This is a genomic window from Methylotuvimicrobium sp. KM2 (assembly GCF_038051925.1).
Classification (GTDB): domain Bacteria; phylum Pseudomonadota; class Gammaproteobacteria; order Methylococcales; family Methylomonadaceae; genus Methylotuvimicrobium.
Genome location: NZ_CP150634.1, coordinates 3,911,197 through 3,934,395 on the forward strand (window position 1 = coordinate 3,911,197; position 23,199 = coordinate 3,934,395).

Here is a 23,199-nt window from a genome sequence, read left to right on the forward strand (position 1 = left end):
GCTATCCTTTTATGACGGAACGAAACCGCCACAACTCAGTTAAGCGATAGCCGGTATAGCGACCTAACAGTAAGGTGAACGCCAAAAATGTCAATAACAATTCGGGAAATACAAAAATAAGATGCTCGAGTACGGGATGCGACATCAGCAAATAACCGATCGATGCAATGAATAAACTACCGATGCACTGTTGCAGCGCCTCCGAAGGTCCGTGCTCTTCCCAAACCAAGGACATTCGTTCAATCGTCATCGAAATGATGACCATCGGGAACAAGGCTACGGATAATCCGCGATCGATGCCCATTTTATGACTCATCAAGCTTAGCAACGTCATCAATATCACAACGATGATCAGCACACTCGCGAGCCTCGGCACCAGCAGCAAACGCAAATACTCCAAATAAAAACGCAGCATCAAACCGAATGCGATGAGCAAACCAAATAAAAAAAGCCCCCAAGATAAGCCGGTCTCTCGAAACGCCATCCCGATCAAAATCGGCATGAACGTACCGAATGTTTTAAAGCCGACGACATTTCTCAAAACAACGATCAACAAGGCGCCGATCGGCATCATCAATAAAATCCGGTAAACATTTTGTGTTTGAATCGGTAAATGGAATAGCGAGAACTCCATAATCGGCGAATCGATTTTACCGATTCGCTTCTGGGTTACCGCTGCCAATCCAAGCGACTGCTTATACACCGAAAAGTCGATCTTTTCCGATCGTCCTCCTGTCACTTTAAGTAAGGGCGCGCTTCCGTAATACCAAATGATTGAATTTTCAGGAAAACCGGATGCCCCCGAATGCGGATCAAAGGTCAACCATTGTTCACCGTTATGCACCTGAAGCCAGGGCACCAGCTTACTGTGTCTTGCCCCATCCTTTAGCATCAGGATGTTAACTTGACGAGTCGGAATCCTCGCCCCATGCAAAACATCGATCACTCGCTTCATCCACGCTTCGGGGCCGGCCGCGTCTTTTTTGATTATTTTGACATTGTCGTCGGGGCTTGGCGCATTCAACCTTCGCAACAACTCTTGAGTAAAGGATTTGATATCCGCCGATTTGCTTCTGACATCGTCCAACAATGCCGAAACGGCCGTCTGCAAGATTTCCGGATACTCGGGCTCTTCAGGATAAGGAACTTTCTTATCGGTAAAAGCTTCTTTTTCACCAGGAACGATTTGCATCCGGTAATACAATGTCTGTTCGCCTGCCGGGCGCCGAACCGCCCACTGAGCGATTCGATTATGATTGACGCTTTCAAGGGTAAGACCGTATCGACCTGAAACAAAGTTTTCATCCAAAAACATATATCCGGGGATTTGTTTCGGCAACATCAAATCGACTTTGGAAGGGCCGGGAGAAGGTTTATAGCTTACCTTGGCTTCCACAGCCCAAATAATCTCATCCTCGACCGGCAACAAAGGCAGATTTAGCTCAGTAACTTTGTAATATGTGACCGCGACGCTCAACCCGACCAGGATAAACGCCAAAACATTGACATGAAGGTTTTTCAAAACGATTGCCGTATTAATTAATTGTTGTTATAGGGCCTGAGATCAGAAAGAAACGATACCGATTTATTCTTCCACGACCGACTCCGGAAAGCCTGGAGAGCAAATAATATTTTTTATTTTTTTCGAATATTTATGCGTCACGCCTGGATCGACAATGACCTTATTTTCCAAAAAGCGACGACCTAGCAAGACCGGATAAATATAGTTGCCTCTGTCAGCCAATGTGAACTCCGTCTCGTAATAATTCGAATTCATACAAAACCCGAATTCCACAACGAAACGTCTCGCCGATTCCAATTTATGTCTTTTAATTAGCGTTTCCCTGACAACAGGCAACTCTACAGTAGTCGCTTGAGCTTTTTTTTCCAAACCTTTCGGTAATGTAAAACGAACCCAGCTTTGCCCGTCCCGCTCGAACTGTTCAACATTTTTAGCATGGATCGAAGAGGTTCTCGCACCGGTATCAAGCTTTGCTCGAAACCGTATTTGTGCCGGAGATAGAATAATGTCTTCCACCCACCCTGCGATAATTTTTCGATCTTCATATGCGCTGGCTCGACCAAAAGGACTTAACATGACCAACACAATGAAAAGGCTTATACTAACATTTCGTTTCATCATATTTTTCATTAATAATCATATATTTAAATCACCCATAAAGAGGGACTGATGCAGCACAATGTTTATAGCTTGTTATTTTATTCCCATGAAGGGAAGAGAATTGAGCGCTTTACGAACCGTCCTAATATCACAGATAAACTCAATAGATAAACCCAATGCAGTAATATACCTTTCGCACTTCAAATTTCGGCAGCGCCAGAGGAGGCGCCTGGGTGTCCGATCGATTTTTGCTCCTGCAAAATCGACATTCACGCCATCCATGGCGCTCATAAAGGCTTTGCCTACATGGACTTATTCACGGCGTCCTTTAGCGGACACCCAGGCGCCGAATTTTGATCTACGACGGGTATACAATGTTTGTAACTATTCAGCCCTCCGGCAATTATCGCTCCCACGCTCTGCGCTCATCGTTATACATAAGTCAAAAATTACCGTTTTGCAATCTTAGCTAATGAGGCTTCGATACCATTTTTTGTCGCCCAACGTTCCCGACTTCGAAATCGCGATCTGGGGATCGCTCCCACAGAGCATCCGCCCCCTTGTGGGAGCGACGCCTTCGTCGCGATTTCGAAGCCACTGATGTTCAATATCCGCAGATTTATCAAACAGTACCGTTCACAGGTCTACGATGACCTCTGTTTAGCAAGTTTACCGATACTTGTGTAAACGGTGAGCGCTCTGCGTGGGAATGCCTGAGTACCGCTCCAGCGGTACGAGAAGCTCTTGCCCTGCGCTTTTGTCGAAGGGGGAGCTTCTCGTACTGCATTCCCAAGCAAAGAGCTTGGGAACGAGCGAAATTGAAGCCCACGCCGCCATTCCCTGCTCCTCCTGCTCCCCCTGCTTACCGCTTACTGCTTACTGCTTACTGCTTACTGCTTACTGCTTACTGCTTACTGCTTACTGCTTACTAAATTAAAACTCACACCTTAGTTTTTTTATAGAACCCGTGCTTTCCGCTCTCCTGTTTACCGGGCGCTAAAGGCTTTTCCTTAGGCAAGCCGACCGATTCGAGCAAGACATCCAAGGTTTTAGATTCCAGCTCGTGAAAAGCATGAGATTTTAATCCTTCCGGCATCATCAGCAAACCATAGCGCACGCGCATCAAACGACTGACGGTTACCCCTTGAGATTCCCATAACCGCCTAACCAAACGATTCCGCCCTTCGCTAACGACGACGTGATACCATTTATTAGCGCCTTCCCCGCCGTGAAATTGAATATCGTCGAATTTTGCCGGCCCATCGTCTAGCTCAACGCCTTGTTTCAATCGTTCGAGCACCTCATCGGAAACCTCGCCCAAGATCCGCACGGCATATTCTCGATCGGCTTGCATCGACGGATGCATCAATCGGTTGGCCAATTCGCCGTTATTAGTCAACAAAAGCAAACCTGAAGTATTGATATCGAGACGCCCGACCGAAATCCAGCGACCGACTTGCAACTTAGGTAATTGCGTAAAAACAACTGGCCTGCCTTCCGGATCTTGCCTTGTCACGACCTCACCGACCGGTTTGTGATAAATCAATACTCGTGTAGTTTGGTGCGCAAATTTTTCCCAATGAACAACTCGGCCATTAAGCTGCAGATGATCGCCGTTTTGGATTCTATCACCGAGTTTCGCCTGTACGCCGTTAAGCCTGACACGCCCTTCTTCTATCCAGCGTTCGATTTCGCGCCTCGACCCCATACCGCCGCGCGCCAAAATTTTTTGTATGCGTTCGCCGGTTTCATCCTGAGGCTTGGTGAATGTTTTTTTCATCGCGACGGGGCCATCTACTTCATTCTTCCGTACTTTGGACGGAGGTCTCGGCTTCTGCTTTAAATTCGGATTCCTGCCCTTGTTCTGTGACTTCTGGTCGGTTGTTTTCTTGCTGTTCACTCTGTTCCTGCATTAGTTGCTGATTACTGGCTACCGATAAATCCAATTCTTTGATTTCCTGTAATGTCGGAAGCTCATGCAAGGAAGATAAATCGAAATAGTCCAAAAATTGTTTAGTCGTTCCATACAGCGCGGGGCGCCCCGGCACTTCTTTATGCGCAATAATCCTGATCCATTCGCGTTCAAGAAGCGTGCGAATAATATTCGAACTGACTGCAACACCGCGAATATCTTCGATATCGCCTCTCGTGACCGGTTGACGGTAGGCAATAATCGCCAGCGTCTCCAACAAAGCTCTGGAATATCTAGGCGGTTTTTCCTCGAATAAGCGTCCGACCCAAAATGATAATTCCGGCTTAACCTGAAAACGGTAACCGCTAGCGACTTTTTTCAAGGCGACAGGCCGCGATGCATAATCTTCTACAATTTCGTCAACGGCTTTTTGCAGAGTTTCGATTTCGGGCTGTTCGAGTTCGGGAAAAGTTTGCTGGAGTTGTTTGACCGTCATCGGTTTATCCGATGCGAATAACAGGGCTTCGACGATTCGTTTGATATCCACGAGAGTTGCTAGAAAGTTGCTTTTTTTAAGACTATACGTATTGTTAAATTTTTCCTCGCGCAGATGCGAAAGGGCGTAGAGGTGGTTTTACGAATTCGGTAATTCAACCCCTTCTGCGGGACGAATTATTTAACCCGTCCCCAATGTTTCGGTTTGTCCCCAAATATCTTGGATTGCTTTAGCAGGGTCGAAACATTTAAGACGGGGTTGCAACCCATACGCATCAAGCTAAAAACGGCCACCCCATATCTCGCTCTTTCCTAAGCTCCAACTTGGGAAAGACACTCCGGAAGCTCCGGCTTCATGAGACCGTCACAAGCTCCGCACACTCTTAATCAACCCCGACCTTCTCGTTCAATCTTCTTTGTTTGTCGGGAAGCTAGAGCTTCCTGATCAGGTTACCCAAGCTGGAGCTTGGGTAACAGCAAAATTCCTCTGCGCCTTTGCGCGAGAATCTTATTAAAATTTAAGCACTTGCAGCAACCGCTCTGACCACGATTTCGGTCAAAGGTTCGTGTTGAATGATTTCAATCAAGCCTTCTTTACTGAGCTCGAGAATAGCCAAAAAAGTCACGACGACGCCATGGCGCCCTTCTTGAGTCAGAAACAATCGATTGAAAATGACCCCTTCCCCACCTTTGAGCCTCTCCAAGACGCTCGACATGCGCTCTCGAACCGATAATGGCTCCCTAACAATCTGATGATGGCTTAATTGGTCGGCACGCTTTAATACGTCTTGCAAAGCCAATAACATTTCCCGCAATTGAATATCAGGTAACGGGCGTTCGATTTCAATCATCGATACGTCGGCCTTGGCAATAAACAGATCACGCTCCAGCCTCGACATGCCATCGATGTCCTCGGCCGCCTTTTTAATGACCTCATATTCCTGCAACCTTCGGATCAATAAGGCTCTCGGATCTTCATCATCATCCTCTTCTTCGGCGACCTGCCTAGGCAGTAACATGCGCGATTTAATTTCAGCCAACAGTGCCGCCATGACAAGATATTCGGCGGCCAATTCGAGCCTAAGCTCGGTCATCATATCGATGTAACCGATGTATTGACGAGTAATCTGCGCGATCGGAATATTCAGAATATCGAGATTCTGCCTCCGGATCAGATAGAGCAACAAATCCAGCGGTCCTTCAAAGGTATCGAGAAAGACTCGCAGCGCATCGGGCGGTATATAAAGATCCTCGGGAAACTCCATGAACGGCGATCCCTGAACGATAGCCAGTACTTCTTCGACCGGGGGTAAATCTTCCGCTTGCGCTACTTGCATCGTCAATAGATCACCTTAACCGAAAACCGATCAAAACCCTCACCCCAACCCAGCTAATGAAAAAAACATATTTTGCGCCAAAAACATCGGATAACCCAGTATGACATTCAATGTACCGGTAAATAACATCAGCAATAATATCAAAAAACCGTAACGCTCTAATTTGTTGTATTGCCAAGCCCATCGGTTCGGCAAAATGCCGGAAACGACGCGACTGCCATCCAAAGGCGGTATCGGTATCAGATTAATCAGTGCCAGCACCAGATTGATCGATATCCCCGCAATGCCCCAATAGATCATCGGCTGTGTCATGAAATCGACATTGATCGTCACACCCGCTCGAGCGATCAACGCCCACCCCACAGCCATCAGTAAATTCGATACCGGACCCGCCAATGCGACGATGGCCATATCCTGCCGCGGATTCTTGAAATTTCGCGCATCGACGGGTACCGGCTTTGCCCAGCCGAATATAAAACCGGTTCCGGTCAATAACAATATGCCGGGCAGAAGAATCGTACCGACCGGGTCGATGTGTTTCAACGGGTTCAAGGTCAATCGACCGAGCATTTTAGCGGTGTTGTCGCCGTATTTTTTGGCGACCCAACCGTGAGCGGTTTCATGTACGGTAATCGCGAAAATCACCGGAATAACCCAGACGATAATACGCTGGATCAAAGACAATTCGTTCATCATAGAGGGATTTCTCGGTTAGTCCAGCATCGGTGCTTGGCCTTTTCCTTGCCTGATAATTTCGAGATTTTTTCCCGAACATTCAATAATTGTAGTCGGTTCGTCCGGCACGATACCGGCATCGATTACGAGATCGAGTTCATGCTCGAGCCGATCGCGAATTTCATAGGGATCGGTTAGAGCCGACGACTCGCCCGGCAAGACCAGCGTCGAGCTGAACAACGGCACTCCAATAGTCTCCACGAGTAATGAGGCGATCGCGTGATCAGGCACCCGAATGCCTATGGTTTTTTTCTTAGGATGTTGCAAGCGGCGCGGCACTTCGCGCGTAGCATTCAGGATAAAAGTGAACGGCCCCGGCGTCAATGCCTTGATCAACCGATAGGCGTCGTTATCGATTTTGGCAAAATTCGACACCTGCGTTAGATCTTGACAGATCAAGGTAAAATTGTGTTTATCGTCCAATTGCCTAATTCTACGAATTTTGTCCAGCGCCTGCTTATCGTCCATTTGACAGGCAATCGCATAGGACGAGTCGTTCGGATAGGCAATCACTCCACCATGCTGCAAGATCTCGACTGCTCGATTGATTAACCGTTGCTGCGGATTCTCGGGATGAATTTGAAAAAATTGCGCCATAGTATGCGTGCTTGAAATAAATTCGGCCATTATACCCGATTATCGCTCCGATTCTTTTTTTGCGACTTTATCGCGCAAATATACCGGCATTGCCTGTTCGACCGGTACGGCTTGATTCAAGTTGAAACTTCGAACGCCGAGCAGTGCTATCGCCGAGGCTTTCGGCAAAGGCGTGTCGTCGACGCCGGCAAGCCAAGCATTCAAGCGATCGTCCAATGCTTCACGGTAGGTTTTCCAGCCGCTACCGATGCCGTAGCCTTTTATTTCGGGGAAGTCGACGTTTTCAGCAGACCCTACCGACTCGGAGCCGAGCAATTCGGCAAAACCCTGGTCGTTTTTACGGTAAACACCCCAAAACACCTCCCCCATGCGCGCATCCATTCCCACGAAAACAACATCTTCGGTCTTGCGTCCAAAGTAGTCCTGAGCCAAGGCCGCCAATGTCGAAACCGGCGCGACCGGCAAATCCAAACCTAGTGCGATACCTTGTATCACGCCGGTCGCAATTCTGACCCCGGTAAAAGAACCGGGGCCCCGGCCGAATGCGAGTCCGTCCAAATCCTGAGGCACGAGCCCCGCCTCGGCCATCAGCGAATCGATCATCGGCAAGATCAATTGCGTATGCGTTCGCGGCGCCAGTTCGAAGCGTTCCAAGATTTCGCCATCGATATATAAGGCGGCCGAACAAGCTTCGGTCGCGGTATCCACTGCCAATAACTTCATGCATTTCGCTCGTTGTAACTATTCTGAGTAAATTAGAATGGGCGTAGGCTATCGATTTATAAGACTATCTGCAACAGGACGTTGCAATCAGAGCTTACGGGGAGGAGTGCTGATTTCAAAAATGTCATTTATTTTTTACCATGAAGAGCATGAAGGACTTGAAGATACAGCGTTTTCAATTTAAATGAGTTACTAACCATTAACCTAAATTCGGCAATAAGTCCACGAAAATCACGAAATACACGAAAGTAATCATGCGGTTACATAATCCTCTTGAATCACTCATTAGGTAAGTAACTCGAAAAGTATAACTAATTGAATATTTTCGTGTGTTTCGTGGACAAAATGCTTTTTCTAGGATTAACAACCTAGATCATCATTATTACCGCTGAAGTGGTGGCTTTGTTTTGATATTTTTTTTTAATCATTAACTGAATTTGAAAACGCTGTATTACTGCATTGAGTTCATCTGTGATATTGGAACAGCTCATAAAGCACTCAATTCTCTTCACTTCATTATCTTCATGCACTTCATGGTAGTAAAAACAAGCTATAAGAGTTGTGCTGCATCAACACCCACAGGGAGGTTATTCCCGCGCACTTAAGAAATACAAACACACAAATTCACCGAACGTTACTGCTCGTTTTGAAAAAAGGCCCGAACATCTTCGATATCACGGGTTCGCCGCATCGGCGGTACGCTGTCGAGAAACATTTGTCCATAAGCGCGTTTTAAGAGCCGCGGATCGCAGACCAGCAAGACCCCGCGATCGCTGACATCGCGAATCAAGCGGCCGACACCTTGCCTCAACGCGATCACCGCGGCCGGAATCTGGTATTCGAAAAACGGATTCAAACCTTGCCGCTCCATCGCGCCGAGTCGAGCCTTCAAGACCGGGTCGCTCGGCGAGGCAAACGGCAATTTATCGATAATCACGCACGACAAAGCCTCGCCTCGCACATCGACGCCCTCCCAAAAACTAGCCGTGCCCAGTAAAATCGCATTACCGGCCCGTTTAAATTCATCCAACAAAATTGCTTTCGGCCGGCTGCCCTGCACCAACAACGGATATTTGATTTTTTGTCTCAATAGCAATTCCGCCTCTTTCAAGGCGCGATGACTCGTAAACAAAAAAAACGCGCGCCCTCGGCTCGCTTCGAGCACCGGCAACGCAAATTCGACAATCGTCCGGGTAAAGTTCGGATCGGCCGGTTTCGGCAAACCTTTCGGATGATAAAACAAGGATTGTTCGGCGTAATCGAACGGGCTTTCCCAACTGAGTCCCTCGGCATTCGCAAGCCCCAAACTCTTCGCGAAATGCTCGAATTTATTCGCAACACTTAACGTCGCCGAGGTAAATACCCAGGTCGCCTTGTGCTGCTGCATAAAGGCACGGAATTCGGAGGCAATGTCGATAGGCGTCCGACTGAGCGTGAAGGTCTTTTTATGGGTTTCGTACCAGCGTATCCATTTGCCGTCGTCCTCTTCGAGAATGGCCCGCAGTTGATGCCCCAGCTCTTCTGCGCGTTTGAAACAAGATTCCAAGCCCTTAGTCTTGACCGACGCCAATTCCAATTGCACGGTCAAACGTTGAAGCTGTTCCTGCAATTCGGAAAGGCCCGAGGAAATTTTCGGATGGGTCTCGATTTCGCGCCACTCGCCTCTTTTTAGCTCGATGCCGAATGCCAAGCGCAAATCCTTGATCTGGTGTTCCAGATCGTCGCAGGCGGTACGTAACTCGGGCAGATCGGTCGCATCCTTGAAATATTCAACCAAAGTATCCTTAGCCAAATCGCTCAATTGCCGGGCGCCGACCGTAATACCCAAAAAGTTAGAGGCGGTATCGGCCAATTGATGCGCCTCATCGATGATCACGATTTCGGCATCGGGCAACAATTCGCCGAAGCCGATCTCGCGAATCGACCAATCCGCGCACAACAAATGGTGATTGATGACCAGCACATCGGCTTCCTGAGCTTTTTTACGCGCCTTGACCAGAAAACACTTTTCGTAATCGGGACAATCCTGACCGAGACAATTATCGGCGGTCGAGGTCGCCTGAAACCACACCGGGTCGCTTTCCGGCACGTCCGGCATTTCTGCGACATCGCCCGATTTCGTTCGGTTGGACCATGATTTGATTTTAGTCAGCGACGCCGCATCGTCCTTACTGAAACCCAAGGTCGAATTGAGTGCGTTGCCGAGCCGATAAATACACAGATAATTGCTACGACCTTTCAGCAAAGCGGCTGCAAACGGCACGCTCATCGCTTTGCGAATGACCGGAATATCGTTGTTGAACAATTGATCCTGGAGATTTTTGGTGCCGGTCGATACGATCGCTTTGCGCCCCGATAGAATCGCAGGCACTAAGTAAGCAAAAGTTTTCCCGGTACCGGTGCCGGCTTCGGCGATCAAATGACGCTCTTGCTCGACCGCATCCCGAACCGCACAAGCCATTTCAACCTGCGCCGCACGCGGTAAATAACCGGGAATAACTTTCGATAGCGGCCCGCCGCCGGCAAAAAACGCTTCCAATTCGTTCACAAGATCGCTTTATTGTTCAAGTTTGCCGAGTCTGATTTCGATATCTTTGATTTTTTTCAGCAATCCCGGCAGTTTAGTCAGTGCAGCCAACTCTTTCCAAGCGACTTTTCTATCTTTCGCGGGACTGCCGAAGACCTGCGTAGCCGGTGCAATATCGTTCGACACCCCGGAGCGCGCCATCACGACAGCATGATGGCCGATTTTGACATGGTCGGCGATACCGGCGCTGCCGGCCAGAATCGCATTGTCTTCGATCGTGCAAGAACCCGAAATACCGGTTTGCCCGCAAATAATTACATTATTACCGATCGTGTTATTATGGCCGATTTGCACCAGATTATCGATCTTCGACCCCGAACCGATCACGGTAGAACCCAATGTGCCTCGATCGATGCAGGTATTCGCGCCGATTTCGACATCGTCCTCGATTATGATATTGCCGACATGCGGCACTTTGATCTGTTGCTCATTGCGTTGCTTATAACCGAAACCGTCCGCGCCGATCACAGCGCCGGCGTGAATTACGACATTGTTACCGATACGACTATGATCGTAAATCACGGCATTCGGATGAATACGACAATTAACTCCCAATATGACGTCATTGCCGATATAGGCGCCGTTAAGAATCTCGCAACCCTCGCCGATCAAACAACCTTTGCCGACACTTACGAACGGCGCAATATAGACGTTATGAGCGATCATCGCCGAATCGGCAATACAGGCACGCTCCGAAATTTGTTTAGGAAACTCCAATGACGGGTAAAGCAGGTGAATCGCTTTGATGAAACTGATCTCGGGATCCTTGCAAACCAGCAGTGCCATTTGCTCCGGCGGATTTTCGTGAAGTGTTTCGCGTTTGATAAAACAAGCGGTTGCCCGGGAATTGGACAAATATTGTGCATATTTGGGATCGTTTAATATGGTAATTTGCCCAGCGGCGGCCGACTTGATATCGGCCGCCGAAGTAATGGAACAATGCTTGTCTCCGCCGACAATTTCCGCATCACAATGCTTGGCCAACTCTTCTAGGATTAATGTCATAAAAAATTGATTAATTGAATAATAAATTTAAGGCTTTTCGCGTTTGATGTTCGGATTATAACCGAATAGTGAATAGTGAACAGTGAGAAGTGAGCGGCAAGTGATACGCAGTACCTAGCCCCGTATGCAGCGACAACGGAATACGGGACATTCGCAGCCTCGCCCATCCCGGATTGCGCTGCGCTCCATCCGGGCTACGCTGCTTTTCATCTTTCATCTTTCATCTTTCACCTTGCTCCTTCCACCTTTTTCCCTTAAATAAATATTTTCATTCTGTGTTTGACGTTATTTTAGGTTAGAATAGCCAGTTTTTTGAAACTGGATGAGAAAAAGATTACGCCGGAACTTTCGGATTCTCATCAGTACCCGGCTTCGGCTTGCTGCGATATCCGAATTCCAGCCGTTCGTTGCAGGGAAAAGCCTACTTTCAGGACAATATCTTGGGAGTCCGTCGAAAAAAATTTTTAATGCCTTAACCTTTAGAGTAACAACATGACAGACCTATCGCATTACAGAAACATCGGCATCTTCGCTCACGTCGATGCTGGAAAAACCACGACTACCGAGCGTATCTTAAAACTCACCGGAAAAATCCATAAACTAGGCGAAGTTCACGAAGGCGAATCGACCATGGACTTCATGGATCAAGAAGCCGAACGCGGCATCACGATTCAATCCGCGGCAACCACTTGTTTCTGGAAAGACCACCGTTTCAACATCATCGATACGCCCGGTCACGTTGACTTCACGATTGAAGTTTACCGCTCGCTGAAGGTTCTCGACGGCGGCGTCGGCGTTTTCTGCGGCTCCGGCGGCGTGGAGCCTCAATCGGAAACCAATTGGCGTTATGCGAACGACTCTAAGGTTGCCCGTGTCATTTATGTGAACAAACTAGACCGTATCGGCGCCGACTTCTACCGTGTCGTTAAACAAGTCGAAAACGTGTTGGGCGCAAATCCTATCGTCATGACACTACCGATCGGTACAGAAGACCAGTTTGTCGGTGTTGTCGACCTATTGACCGAAAAAGCTTGGGTATGGGATAACTCCGGCGATCCGATGAATTACGAAATTCAAGACATTCCTGCCGACATGCTCGAAGACGTCAAACAATGGCGCGCGGAATTGATCGAAAAAGCGGTGGAGCAAGACGATGACGTCATGGAAAAATATCTTGAAGGCGAAGAACCCGATATCGATACTTTGAAACGCTGTATCCGTAAAGGTACGATCAATCTGAGCCTGTTCCCGACTTATTGCGGTTCGTCATTCAAAAACAAAGGCGTGCAATTGGTTCTGGACGCGGTTGTCGACTATTTACCAAGCCCTACCGAAGTCAACCCCCAACCTGAAGTTGACCTGGAAGGCAACGAAACCGGTAATTTTGCTATCGTCGATCCAAACCGTCCTCTGCGCGCACTGGCGTTCAAGATCATGGACGACCGTTACGGCGCATTGACCTTCATTCGCATTTATTCAGGTCAATTGGGGAAAGGCACGACCGTACTGAACACCTTTACCGGCAAAACCGAGCGTATCGGACGTATCGTCGAAATGCACGCCGATTCGCGCGAAGAAATTGAGTCCGCGCAAGCCGGCGACATCGTCGCGGTATTGGGCATGAAAAACGTCCAAACCGGACATACTTTGTGCGACCCGAAAGATCCGGCCACATTAGAGCCGATGGTATTCCCCGACCCGGTTATCTCGATGGCGGTTGCACCGAAAGACAAAGGCGCTTCCGAAAAATTGGGCGTCGCGCTGGGCAAAATGATTCAAGAAGATCCTTCATTCCGCGTCGAAACCGATATCGACAGCGGCGAAACGATCCTGAAAGGCATGGGCGAACTGCATCTCGACATCAAGGTCGACATTCTGCGCAGAACGCACGGCGTCGATGTCATCGTCGGCAAACCGCAAGTAGCCTACCGAGAAACCATCACGCAAACCGTCGAAGACAGCTACACACATAAAAAACAATCGGGCGGTTCCGGTCAATACGGAAAAATCGATTATCTCATCGAACCGGGCGAACCGGGCAGCGGCTTCGTTTTCGAATCGAAAGTTGTCGGCGGAAACGTACCTAAAGAATACTGGCCTGCCATTCAAAAAGGTTTTGAATTGAGCATGGCCAAAGGCGTACTGGCCGGTTATCCTTGCTTGGACTTCAAAGTCACGCTTGTCGACGGCGCCTTCCATGCGGTCGACTCATCGGCAATTGCTTTCGAAATCGCCGCGAAAGCCGCTTATCGTCAATCGATTCCGAAAGCCGGCCCACAATTGATCGAACCGATCATGAAAATCGACGTATTCACCCCGGAAGATCATGTCGGTGACGTGATCGGCGACTTGAACCGCCGCCGCGGCATGATCAAATCTCAAGAAGCCGGCGTAACGGGCGTTCGCATCAAGGCCGAAGCACCGTTGAGCGAAATGTTCGGTTATATCGGCGACTTGCGTACGATGACTTCAGGTCGCGGACAATTCTCGATGGAATTCTCGCATTATCTACCGTGCCCGAAAAACGTAGCGGACGAAGTCATTAAGGAAACTTTAGAGCGCAACGCGAAAAAGTAAGCTTCCTTTATTTTAAAGATTGCCGGACGAGTCATTCGTCCGGCAATCTATTTTTTACTCTCCTCTCCTTACCGCATTCATGTCCGACAGCTTCAGCCGATAATCTTTTGCTCTTCGATCAGAATATTAGTAAGCTCGGCATCATCCCTCTATCAGGAACACAGCCGTGGCTCATTCATCCTATCGGGAACGCCTGCTGGCACTTTCCGACCGTCTCATTCAAATTCAAAAACCGATTCAAATCCTCGATTCAATCAAATGGCCGCGTAACTTTCGCGAGCAATTTTTCGCCGGCGACTCTCAATTTCTCCCGCCCGCCGACCGTGAGTTCTATCGACATCAAGCGCTAAGCTTCGACGCAGTGAGCGTATACGCCGCGCTGAAGGACTTAAGTCGAGACATTACTAAAAACTTGGGACACAACGATTCGCTCGGCTCGATTCTGCAAGATACGGTTAGTCAATACATGCGCGTTATCGATTTATTACATAGCCGCGGCACTCCCGATTTTTTAATCCATAGCCAAGCACTTTACGGTTCGGCGCGAGATCATTTACTCGGCGACAATAAAACCCTTTTGGAACTTGGTGAACGATTATGCGCCATTTTTTCGTTACCCGGGGCCAAACATCTTAACCGCGCTCACCCGAAAGAAATAAATGCCGAAACCGCAGTCGTGTCGCTGAGACAACGCCTATCAAACCATTTCGACGACGGCGCCTTGAGCGTCATTTTGAGTGATGGCATCGTTTCCGATGCCTCGGCCGGCGGGGATAAAATCAAAATCAATAATAACGCTTGGTTTTCCGAGCTCGATTTGAAAGTCTTGGAAGTGCATGAAGGGTGGGTGCATGTCGGCACCACATTGAACGGAAGATTACAACCTTGGGCCACCTGGCTTAGCGTCGGTTCGCCGCGCATCACCGCGACACAAGAAGGTTTGGCCGTTTTGACCGAAACCCTAACGTTCAGCTCTTTTCCCGATCGCGCTCGACGCATCAGCGACCGAGTCATTGCGATCGACCTGGCCGAACAAGGCGCCGATTTCATCGAAGTTTACCGTTACTTCCTGGAACGGGATGTAAGCCCTCATGACAGTTACACGATCGCTCAACGGGTGTTTCGCGGCGGCATGGTCGAAGGCGGAGCGTGCTTCACAAAGGACCTATCCTATGTCAGAGGCTTTATCGAATTAGTCAACTTCATCCGTAGCGCTACGCTGGAAGGCGTGCCGGAAATTCTGCCTATGCTGTTCGTCGGCAAGGTCACATTGGACGACATCCCTATTCTTTATGAGCACTACTTGGATGGCTTAATTGCAGAGCCAAAGTACCTCCCCCCCATGTTCAGGGATCTCAACGGGCTTTATGTCTGGTTCGGTTTTGCCTCGGGCATTGCTCAAATCAACATAGAAAATGTACAGGCTCATTTCAGTCAGCTATTTCAAAATCTACCGAGAACTCCCGATCAAGCGCCTGAAGATGCCGAAATCGATTAATACGAAACATCACTCCTAAACTCCATGATCTATTGGGTAAGATCAAGCGCTGGATTAACGCCATTCATGGGGTGGCAAAGGGTCTATAATACTTCGGCGCTTCTGTGGTTGGATGCTTTCTTTTGGAATTATCGGAAATCGAGGTATTGATGCAAAATCGTAATAAAATACAGCTAATTTTCCTTGGCTTGTAATTCGTAATACTATAGCGCTTTAAATTTACTTTTTCCCGGAGACTTTTCATGCACAACAGGCGATCGCTGTCACTACTTTTTTTATTGTTTTGCTTAGTCACGGCTTTTTACCCGCTTAATGCCGCAGCCAACCTGACCCCGCCTCAACAAATCATTCAAAACAGCTCGGATAGAATCCAACAGACACTCAGCCAACCTCTCTATCGCAACGATTTCGCCAAAGCCACACAATTTGTCGATGGCGTGGTCGGTGATTTCGTTGACATGGAAAGAGTCGCGATTTTGGTTCTGGGCCGACATATCCGCCAAGCCACCCCAACACAAAGACAAGAATTTATAAAAGAATTCAGAACATTACTGGTACGAACCTATACTAAGGCATTTCAAGAATATACCGACTGGCAGATTACTTTCTCACCCCAAGTCAGCGGCGAAGATCCAACCAGAACCATTGTCCGAACCACCGTCGACCAACCGGGTCAGCAACCCATTAATATTAACTATCGCATGATGAAAAACAGAAGCGGCGAGTGGAAAGTTTTCGATATCCTGATCGAGGGCGTCAGTCTCGTCACTAACTACCGATCGACTTTTAATCGGGAAATTACCCAAACGGGATCTATCGATGGCGTTATCAAGATGTTGGTCGATCGTAACAGACGCTAAGTCCACCTAAGTAATGAGCCGATCGAGAGCAAAACGAACCCAACCCCTCTCTATTCGGTCTTTACTGTCGTCCTGAAAAACAAAAAATAATGCCATGCAACTTGTAATCACCGTACTTGGAAAACGCCAGCCTCAATATATCGAGCCTATCCTAGCCGCCGTTAGCCGGTGTAAATGTAGTGTCGCCGAAATACGATCAACTGACTTAGCCGAATCTACAGCCGCCTATCTGTTGATCGAAGGTAATTGGAACCATATTGCCAAACTCGAAAATCTACTCGATACCCTACAAAAACAACTAAAAATTCACATCCATAAAGCACGGCAAGAAAAAACGGGGGCACCCAAATCCGGCCTACCCTATACTCTCGAAGCGATGAGCCTGGATCAAAACGACATCATTCTATCTATCGTAAACTTTCTAGCTGAACGAAACATCGCAATAGAGGAAATCAAGGCGTATCGCTACCCCGCTGCCTATATTCAAACACCGGTTTTTTCGACACAGCTCATCATTATCATTCCATCGGAACAACGTTTGTTGCAACTTCGCGAGGATTTCCTCGATTTTTGCGATCAGCTGAATCTCGATGCCATTCTCGAACCCATTAAACGCTAACTGATTATTATGACAACGATTAGCATAGGCACTGCCGTGCCCGATTTCGAAGCCGCCTCAACCGGCGATAAAAGCATAACGCTTTCCGACCTTTTAGGAAAAAATGTTGTTATCTACTTTTATCCAAAAGATAACACGCCCGGATGCACGCAGGAAGGCATCGCTTTCCGCGACCATATTGACGAATTTAACGCATTTAATACGGTTATTCTCGGCGTTTCACGCGATTCGATTAAAGTTCACGAAAATTTCAAGTGCAAACAGGCATTCCCGTTCGACTTGCTGTCCGATCAAGATGAAACCCTGTGCAACTTGTTTGGCGTCATCAAGATGAAGAACATGTACGGCAAGCAAGTCCGAGGCATCGAACGCAGTACTTTTTTGATCGATGAGCAAGGCATCCTAAGACATGAGTGGCGCGGCGTAAAAGTCAAAAACCATGTCGCAGAAGTCCTGCAAGAACTGAAGACCTTGACACAATAATATAATCATCGCATCAAATTCGGTTTTTTCTTGCACCCTCACCCGAGGGAACGAATGTGCCGAAACTTGAAGTGCGAAAGGTACAATTAATGAATATTCAAAGCTCACCAAAACTCAAATTGTTCATACTTGACACTAACGTGCTGATGCACGATCCCGCCGCGATTTTCCGCTTTCAGGAACACAACATATTTATTCCGATGGTCGTTCTCGAAGAACTCGATCATAGTAAAAGAGGGCTATCGGAAGTCGCCCGAAACGTCCGTCAGGTTAGCCGTTTTTTGGACGAACTGATTCAGGGCGCGACTTCCGAATCGATTGAAGACGGCTTTCCTCTTTCCCGTATCGAACACGCCCCCGATAGCGACATACAGTTCGGTCGTCTTTATTTCCAGACTCGCCAACTCACTTCAATGCTTCCCGACTCGATGCCGGGCCATATTGCCGACAATTCGATTCTGGTCGTGGTGCTGGCTTTAACGCAAAAATACCCCGATACCAATATCACTCTGGTGTCGAAAGACATCAACATGCGTATCAAGGCGGCGGCGCTGGGATTACATGCCGAGGATTACCATAACGACCAAACGCTTGACGATATCGAACTATTGTATCGAGGATCGGACGCCCTCGAGTCGGATTTCTGGGATATTCATGGCAGTAAGATGGAATCTTGGCAGGAAAACGACCGAACATTTTACAAGCTGCAAGGACCTCTCGTTAGCGAATGGTATCCGAATCAGTATTTATATATGGATAACGACAGCGACTTCGAAGCCATCGTCAGAAGCTGCGACGGTAAAAACGCTGTACTCGAATTGGCGCACGACTACCGAACGCCTCATAACAATGTATGGGGAATCACAGCCAAAAACCGCGAACAGAATTTTGCGCTCAACGTGCTGCTCGACCCGGAGATCGACTTCGTAACGCTTTTAGGCACTGCCGGCACAGGTAAAACCCTATTGGCATTGGCAGCCGGTCTCGAATTAACCCTAGAAGAAAAAATCTACAACGAAATCATCATGACCCGGGAAACCATTCCAGTCGGAGAAGACATCGGCTTTTTGCCCGGCACCGAAGAAGAAAAAATGGCGCCGTGGATGGGCGCCTTAATGGACAATCTGGAACTGTTAGGTAGCCGCTCGGGACACAACGAATGGCAACAAGGCGCGACCAGCAACCTAGTCATGAACCGGATCAAAATCAGGTCGCTTAACTTCATGCGCGGGCGCACCTTTCTAAACCGCTATTTGATCATCGACGAAGCGCAAAATCTGACTTCCAAACAAATGAAAACGTTGATCACCCGAGCCGGTCCCGGAACTAAAATCATTTGTATCGGCAACCTAGGTCAAATCGATACACCCTATTTGACGGCCACCACATCGGGACTCACTTATATTGTCGACCGTTTCAAGACCTGGCAGCACGCCGCGCACATCACCTTGAAACAAGGCGAAAGATCCCGTCTAGCCGACTACGCGTCGGAGATTCTATAGGTGACTTTGCGTTTTATGCCGTTATACTCATCGTAGATGAAATTTCGGCCTCGGGGTGCTCGTTAAAGGACGCCGTAAACCCAGCACCTAAGGATTTGGTCGTAAATAACTTCCCTATTTTACGGAGGGTTCGGTTGCTCGATTGGCAGGTGTCGGCGGCAGGGAAAGCCTTTATGAACGCCATGGATGGCGTGAATGTCGATTTTGCAGGAGCGAAAATCGACCGGACACCCCGAGGCCTCCTCCGGCACTGCCGAAATTTGAAGTGCGAAAGGTATACAACCGATGGTTATTACTTAAACCCGCCCCGTATTTAGCAAAAGCGGAATACGGGGGAATCCGCGCCTCAAAATCCCCGGATTTCGTTTCACTCCATCCGGGCTACACCGCTAACGGCTTACTGCTCACCCGATTAAAAAGCCGTATTCAATCCGCTATCCTCTACTTTAGGCCAAGCTCCAATCACCGCTTTAACCACGGTAGCCAGCGGAATGGCGAAAAATACCCCCCAAAAACCCCACAAGCCGCCGAAAAACAATATAGCAACGATAATTGCAACGGGATGTAAATTGACCGCCTCGGAAAACAGTAAGGGAACCAGCACGACCCCATCCAATGTCTGAATGACTGCATAGGCAATCAAAACATACATAAACTCATCCGTAGTCAATCCCCATTGGAAAAATGCCACTCCCAATACCGGAATTGTAACCAAGGTAGCGCCGACATAAGGAATAATCACCGACAGTCCTACCAGAAAGGAAAGCAAGACGGCGTAATTCAGGTTCATCGATGAAAAAGTAATATAACAAGCCGACATCAAAATAATGATTTCAGCGAACTTACCTCTTATATAGTTGCCGATCTGGCTATTCACTTCCATCCATACGTTTTGAGTCAACAACCGGTCCCGCGGCATAAACTGTCCAATCCAGCCGACTATGATCGATTTGTCCTTCAAAAAAAAGAACACCATCATCGGCACCAAAAACAAATAAACGATTGCCGTCATTATCCCGACCAACGATGCGGCCGACATTGTGACCAACTCCTGACCATAACTCAACAATTTTTCTTGAATAATCAACGTAATTTCCTTGACCCTTTCCTTAGATAACAACTGAGGATACAATTCCAGCATTCTAATGATTTCACGCTGAATTCTTTTAATGATTTCAGGAAGATGATTGACGAACGCAAAAGCTTGCTCCGACAACATCGGTATCAAGATAAAAATCAAAAATCCGAATACGGCTATAAATCCTATAAAAACCATATGCACGGCGACCAAGCGCGGAATTTTGAGCGACACAGCCTTTTGCACCAGCCCTTCCAATAAATAGGCAATCACTACCGCAGCAAATACCGGCATCAGAAAATCGGATAACGACACCACCAAAACCAAACTTAACAGAATGATGATTAGCAGCGCCATTGCCTGAGAATTAGGCAGAATGCGTTTTAAACTATTCTTGAGAAAATCGAAATAAGAAAAGTCGGCTTGTGAAGTCATTATTTATCTAATAGTTATTATTATTCTACGGACATTCTACCGGATGTCAGCCAAGCTTTGTTACTATACTTTTCGCACTACAAATTTCGGCGATGCTTAGGGATAGTGAATAGTGAATAGTGAATAGTGAATAGTGAATAGTGAATAGTGAATAGTGAATAGTGAATAGTGAATAGTGAATAGTGAATAGTGAATAGTGAAATGGTTCGACATGTTAACCATTTGTCAAGCCCTAATTTCCCCTTTCCCCTTTCCCCTTTCCCCTTTCCCCTTTCCCCTTTCCCCTTTCCCCTTTCCCCTTTCCCCTTTCCCCTTTCATCTTTCATCTTTCATCTTTCATCTAGACTAATTTACTTCGCGCCTCAAAAACCATAACACTTCGAGCCTCGACAGCACAAGCCAAACCTACCCAAACGGATTGACCAGACTTCTCTACAGCATCCAAAGGTGACACTTGCGCGGTATCGATCGCAAGATGCCAAAACCGATCGGAAACCGGGGGTAATTGCGCGGCGATTTTATGATCCGACATGTTTAATAAGACATATAAGTCTTCTTCGTCGACGGTTAAACCCGCCAACATAAAAGCCAAAAACCGGACCTGCTCATCATCCCATGCCGGCTCACCGAGGTCTGCATCATACCAAACGATATCCGGAAGATTGCGCGTCGGAATGATCTCGCCGGTCAAAAAACTGCTACGACTCAGGCTCGCATGACGGCGCCTCAAGGCAATCAATTCTTTGACAAAACGAAGCATATCGTTATTTTTTTCAACGAGATGCCAATCGAACCAGGAAATTTCGTTATCCTGGCACCAAGCATTATTATTGCCGCCTTGAGTACGCAACACTTCATCACCGGCGTTTAACATCGGCACCCCTTGACTTAACATCAACAAACTCAACACATTTTTGGCTTGCTGCCGGCGCAACTCATTAATTTTTCGGTTGAACGTTTCGCCTTCGACGCCGCAATTCCAACTCAGGTTATCGTCGGTGCCGTCCCGATTCCCCTCGCCATTCGCTTCGTTATGCTTATGCTCATAAGTTACCCAATCGTGCAACGTAAAACCGTCATGACACGTCACAAAATTGATACTGTTCACCGGCAAACGATCGCCGTCCGCGTAGAGATCGCTACTGCCGGCAATGTTGGTGGCGACAGCCCCGATTAAACCCGGATCGCCCCTGACGAAGCGGCGGATCACATCGCGGTATCGGCCGTTCCATTCCGACCAAGTCATTCCGGGAAAGGCACCGACTTGATAGAGTCCCTCGGCATCCCATGCTTCGGCAATCAAAGGTAATTCGGATAATAGCCTGGACGACTCGATTCGCCATGGCAATGGCGGATGATCCATCGGCACACCATTGTCTCCCCGCGCAAACACGCTGGCCAAATCGAAGCGAAATCCGTCGACATGCATCTGCTCAACCCAGTATTCCAGACAATGAACAATGAATGCCGTCACCATCGGATGGTTACAATTGAGAGAATTTCCACAGCCGCTGAAATCCAGATACCGCCTCCGGTCTTCAGCATCGAGATGATAAAAAATATCGTTCGCCAATCCCTTGAAATTAATTAACGGCCCCTCTTCATCGCCTTCGGCGGTATGATTGAAGACTACGTCGAGAATGACTCCGATACCTGCCGCATGCAGGGCTTTAACCAATGTTTTAAACTCTTCCTCGTGCGTGCCCAGCTCCGGCGTTATGCAAAAGCCGGGATGCGGACTGTAAAAACTATGCGTACTGTAACCCCAGTAATTTTTAAGCCCTTTGGCTTGAACCCCAGGCGGCACATGCTGTTCATCGAATGCCATCACCGGTAACAATTCTACATGCGTTATACCCAAAGCCTTTAAATACGGTATTTTTTCGATTAAGGCGGAAAATGTACCCGGATGACTGGTTTTCGAAGATTTATCTTTGGTAAAGCCCCCAACATGTAACTCATAGATAATTGCCCCTTCGAGCCCGCGCTTGATCGCTTGCTCACCCTCCCAATCGAATCGGGAGTCGGTAGCGACGGCTCGAAACGAATGATGGCCAGCTTCATTAGGGTCGCAGGCTAGACTTCGATTCCACATCGCATCGGTTACAGCGCGAGCCCAAGGGTCGAGCAGTTCCTTGCGAATATTGAAGCGGCGCCCGCTCTCGGCGGTATCGTTCGCACCATCTGTCCGCCAGGTATAATGTGTTCCCAAAGGGAGTTCCTCGACGAACACATGCCAATAAAAATAAGCGCGATGAGATTTACGGTCGAGCGAAATGATCTGAAACGGCTCGGAACTATCGGCAGCTCTATAAAGCAATAATTCAACTCGACTCGCATGACGACTGAAAACCGAAAAGTTGATACCTCCGTTCATTGGCGTTGCGCCGGGCGGAAAACGGACCCCGGGACGAAAGCGATAGGATTCGGTTAGTGCAATACTACTGTCCATACCATTCAACCTGTGCCAGCAAAAATTTCATTATACTTGGATCCGAAAAATTTGCGGGGTTTGCAAAGCTTTTTTCTTAAGTAACTGAACCGGTCTTATTGCTGGAATTTGTATGTTATTTAACGTACGCTATCGATTTCCGGGAATGCGTAAATCCAGCAACTAAACCCCATGTTTTTTGA

Annotated in this window: 18 protein-coding genes; 6 read left to right on the forward strand and 12 right to left on the reverse strand. The window is 48.0% G+C overall.

All coding sequences use genetic code 11. The features are described from left to right. Window position 1: 1 nt before the first annotated feature. From WJM45_RS16420 to lpxD, 10 genes are all read right to left on the reverse strand, one after another. Window positions 2-1,522, reverse strand: a complete 1,521-nt coding sequence (locus WJM45_RS16420) for an inactive transglutaminase family protein (RefSeq protein ID WP_341326140.1) — start codon at window positions 1,520-1,522, stop codon at window positions 2-4. 63 nt (window positions 1,523-1,585) lie between these two features. Further along, window positions 1,586-2,098, reverse strand: a complete 513-nt coding sequence (locus tag WJM45_RS16425) for an ATP-dependent zinc protease (protein WP_341326141.1) — start codon at window positions 2,096-2,098, stop codon at window positions 1,586-1,588. A gap of 964 nt (window positions 2,099-3,062) precedes the next feature. Next, window positions 3,063-3,902 (reverse strand): 23S rRNA pseudouridine(2605) synthase RluB, encoded by an 840-nt coding sequence (gene rluB / locus WJM45_RS16430; protein WP_341326142.1) that lies wholly within the window; start codon window positions 3,900-3,902, stop codon window positions 3,063-3,065. Window positions 3,903-3,921: 19 nt separating this feature from the next. Next, window positions 3,922-4,581: an SMC-Scp complex subunit ScpB gene (gene scpB, locus WJM45_RS16435; RefSeq protein WP_341326143.1), complete on the reverse strand. Its 660-nt coding sequence runs from the start codon at window positions 4,579-4,581 to the stop codon at window positions 3,922-3,924. A gap of 466 nt (window positions 4,582-5,047) precedes the next feature. Continuing rightward, window positions 5,048-5,866, reverse strand: coding sequence for a ScpA family protein (locus WJM45_RS16440; RefSeq protein ID WP_341326144.1), 819 nt, complete (start codon window positions 5,864-5,866; stop codon window positions 5,048-5,050). 39 nt (window positions 5,867-5,905) lie between these two features. Next, the gene (locus WJM45_RS16445) at window positions 5,906-6,562 is read right to left on the reverse strand and encodes a site-2 protease family protein (RefSeq protein ID WP_341326145.1); all 657 of its coding nucleotides are present in this window, start codon (window positions 6,560-6,562) and stop codon (window positions 5,906-5,908) included. Window positions 6,563-6,577: 15 nt separating this feature from the next. Next, a complete protein-coding gene (locus tag WJM45_RS16450; RefSeq protein WP_341328965.1) occupies window positions 6,578-7,198 on the reverse strand; it encodes an L-threonylcarbamoyladenylate synthase in 621 nt (206 codons plus the stop codon). A 39-nt stretch (window positions 7,199-7,237) separates the two neighbouring features. Further along, entirely contained in the window at window positions 7,238-7,921 is a 684-nt protein-coding gene (gene tsaB / locus WJM45_RS16455; protein ID WP_341326146.1) for a tRNA (adenosine(37)-N6)-threonylcarbamoyltransferase complex dimerization subunit type 1 TsaB, read from the reverse strand. A gap of 634 nt (window positions 7,922-8,555) precedes the next feature. Then, window positions 8,556-10,469, reverse strand: a complete 1,914-nt coding sequence (locus tag WJM45_RS16460) for an ATP-dependent DNA helicase (protein WP_341326147.1) — start codon at window positions 10,467-10,469, stop codon at window positions 8,556-8,558. 9 nt (window positions 10,470-10,478) lie between these two features. Beyond that, on the reverse strand, window positions 10,479-11,513 hold the full coding sequence (gene lpxD / locus WJM45_RS16465) for a UDP-3-O-(3-hydroxymyristoyl)glucosamine N-acyltransferase (RefSeq protein ID WP_341326148.1): 1,035 nt from the start codon (window positions 11,511-11,513) through the stop codon (window positions 10,479-10,481). Window positions 11,514-12,005: 492 nt separating this feature from the next. Here lpxD and fusA point away from each other — a divergent pair, with 492 nt between their 5' ends. The 6 genes from fusA to WJM45_RS16495 all read left to right on the forward strand — a co-directional run bounded on the left by fusA (window position 12,006) and on the right by WJM45_RS16495 (window position 19,052). Then, the gene (gene fusA, locus WJM45_RS16470; protein ID WP_341326149.1) at window positions 12,006-14,090 is read left to right on the forward strand and encodes an elongation factor G; all 2,085 of its coding nucleotides are present in this window, start codon (window positions 12,006-12,008) and stop codon (window positions 14,088-14,090) included. A 166-nt stretch (window positions 14,091-14,256) separates the two neighbouring features. Continuing rightward, the gene (locus WJM45_RS16475; protein ID WP_341326150.1) at window positions 14,257-15,588 is read left to right on the forward strand and encodes a flavohemoglobin expression-modulating QEGLA motif protein; all 1,332 of its coding nucleotides are present in this window, start codon (window positions 14,257-14,259) and stop codon (window positions 15,586-15,588) included. A gap of 242 nt (window positions 15,589-15,830) precedes the next feature. Continuing rightward, on the forward strand, window positions 15,831-16,448 hold the full coding sequence (locus tag WJM45_RS16480) for an ABC transporter substrate-binding protein (protein ID WP_341326151.1): 618 nt from the start codon (window positions 15,831-15,833) through the stop codon (window positions 16,446-16,448). 94 nt (window positions 16,449-16,542) lie between these two features. Then, complete coding sequence (locus tag WJM45_RS16485; RefSeq protein WP_341326152.1) at window positions 16,543-17,067, forward strand: ACT domain-containing protein; 525 nt, start codon at window positions 16,543-16,545, stop codon at window positions 17,065-17,067. 9 nt (window positions 17,068-17,076) lie between these two features. Then, the gene (locus tag WJM45_RS16490; protein ID WP_341326153.1) at window positions 17,077-17,550 is read left to right on the forward strand and encodes a peroxiredoxin; all 474 of its coding nucleotides are present in this window, start codon (window positions 17,077-17,079) and stop codon (window positions 17,548-17,550) included. A gap of 89 nt (window positions 17,551-17,639) precedes the next feature. Then, complete coding sequence (locus WJM45_RS16495; protein WP_341326154.1) at window positions 17,640-19,052, forward strand: PhoH family protein; 1,413 nt, start codon at window positions 17,640-17,642, stop codon at window positions 19,050-19,052. Window positions 19,053-19,464: 412 nt separating this feature from the next. On the opposite strand, the gene WJM45_RS16500 is transcribed toward WJM45_RS16495, so the two are convergent. Both WJM45_RS16500 and glgX read right to left on the reverse strand, forming a co-directional pair. After that, the gene (locus tag WJM45_RS16500; RefSeq protein ID WP_341326155.1) at window positions 19,465-20,565 is read right to left on the reverse strand and encodes an AI-2E family transporter; all 1,101 of its coding nucleotides are present in this window, start codon (window positions 20,563-20,565) and stop codon (window positions 19,465-19,467) included. A gap of 340 nt (window positions 20,566-20,905) precedes the next feature. Next, complete coding sequence (gene glgX / locus WJM45_RS16505; RefSeq protein WP_341326156.1) at window positions 20,906-23,017, reverse strand: glycogen debranching protein GlgX; 2,112 nt, start codon at window positions 23,015-23,017, stop codon at window positions 20,906-20,908. Window positions 23,018-23,199 lie beyond the last annotated feature (182 nt).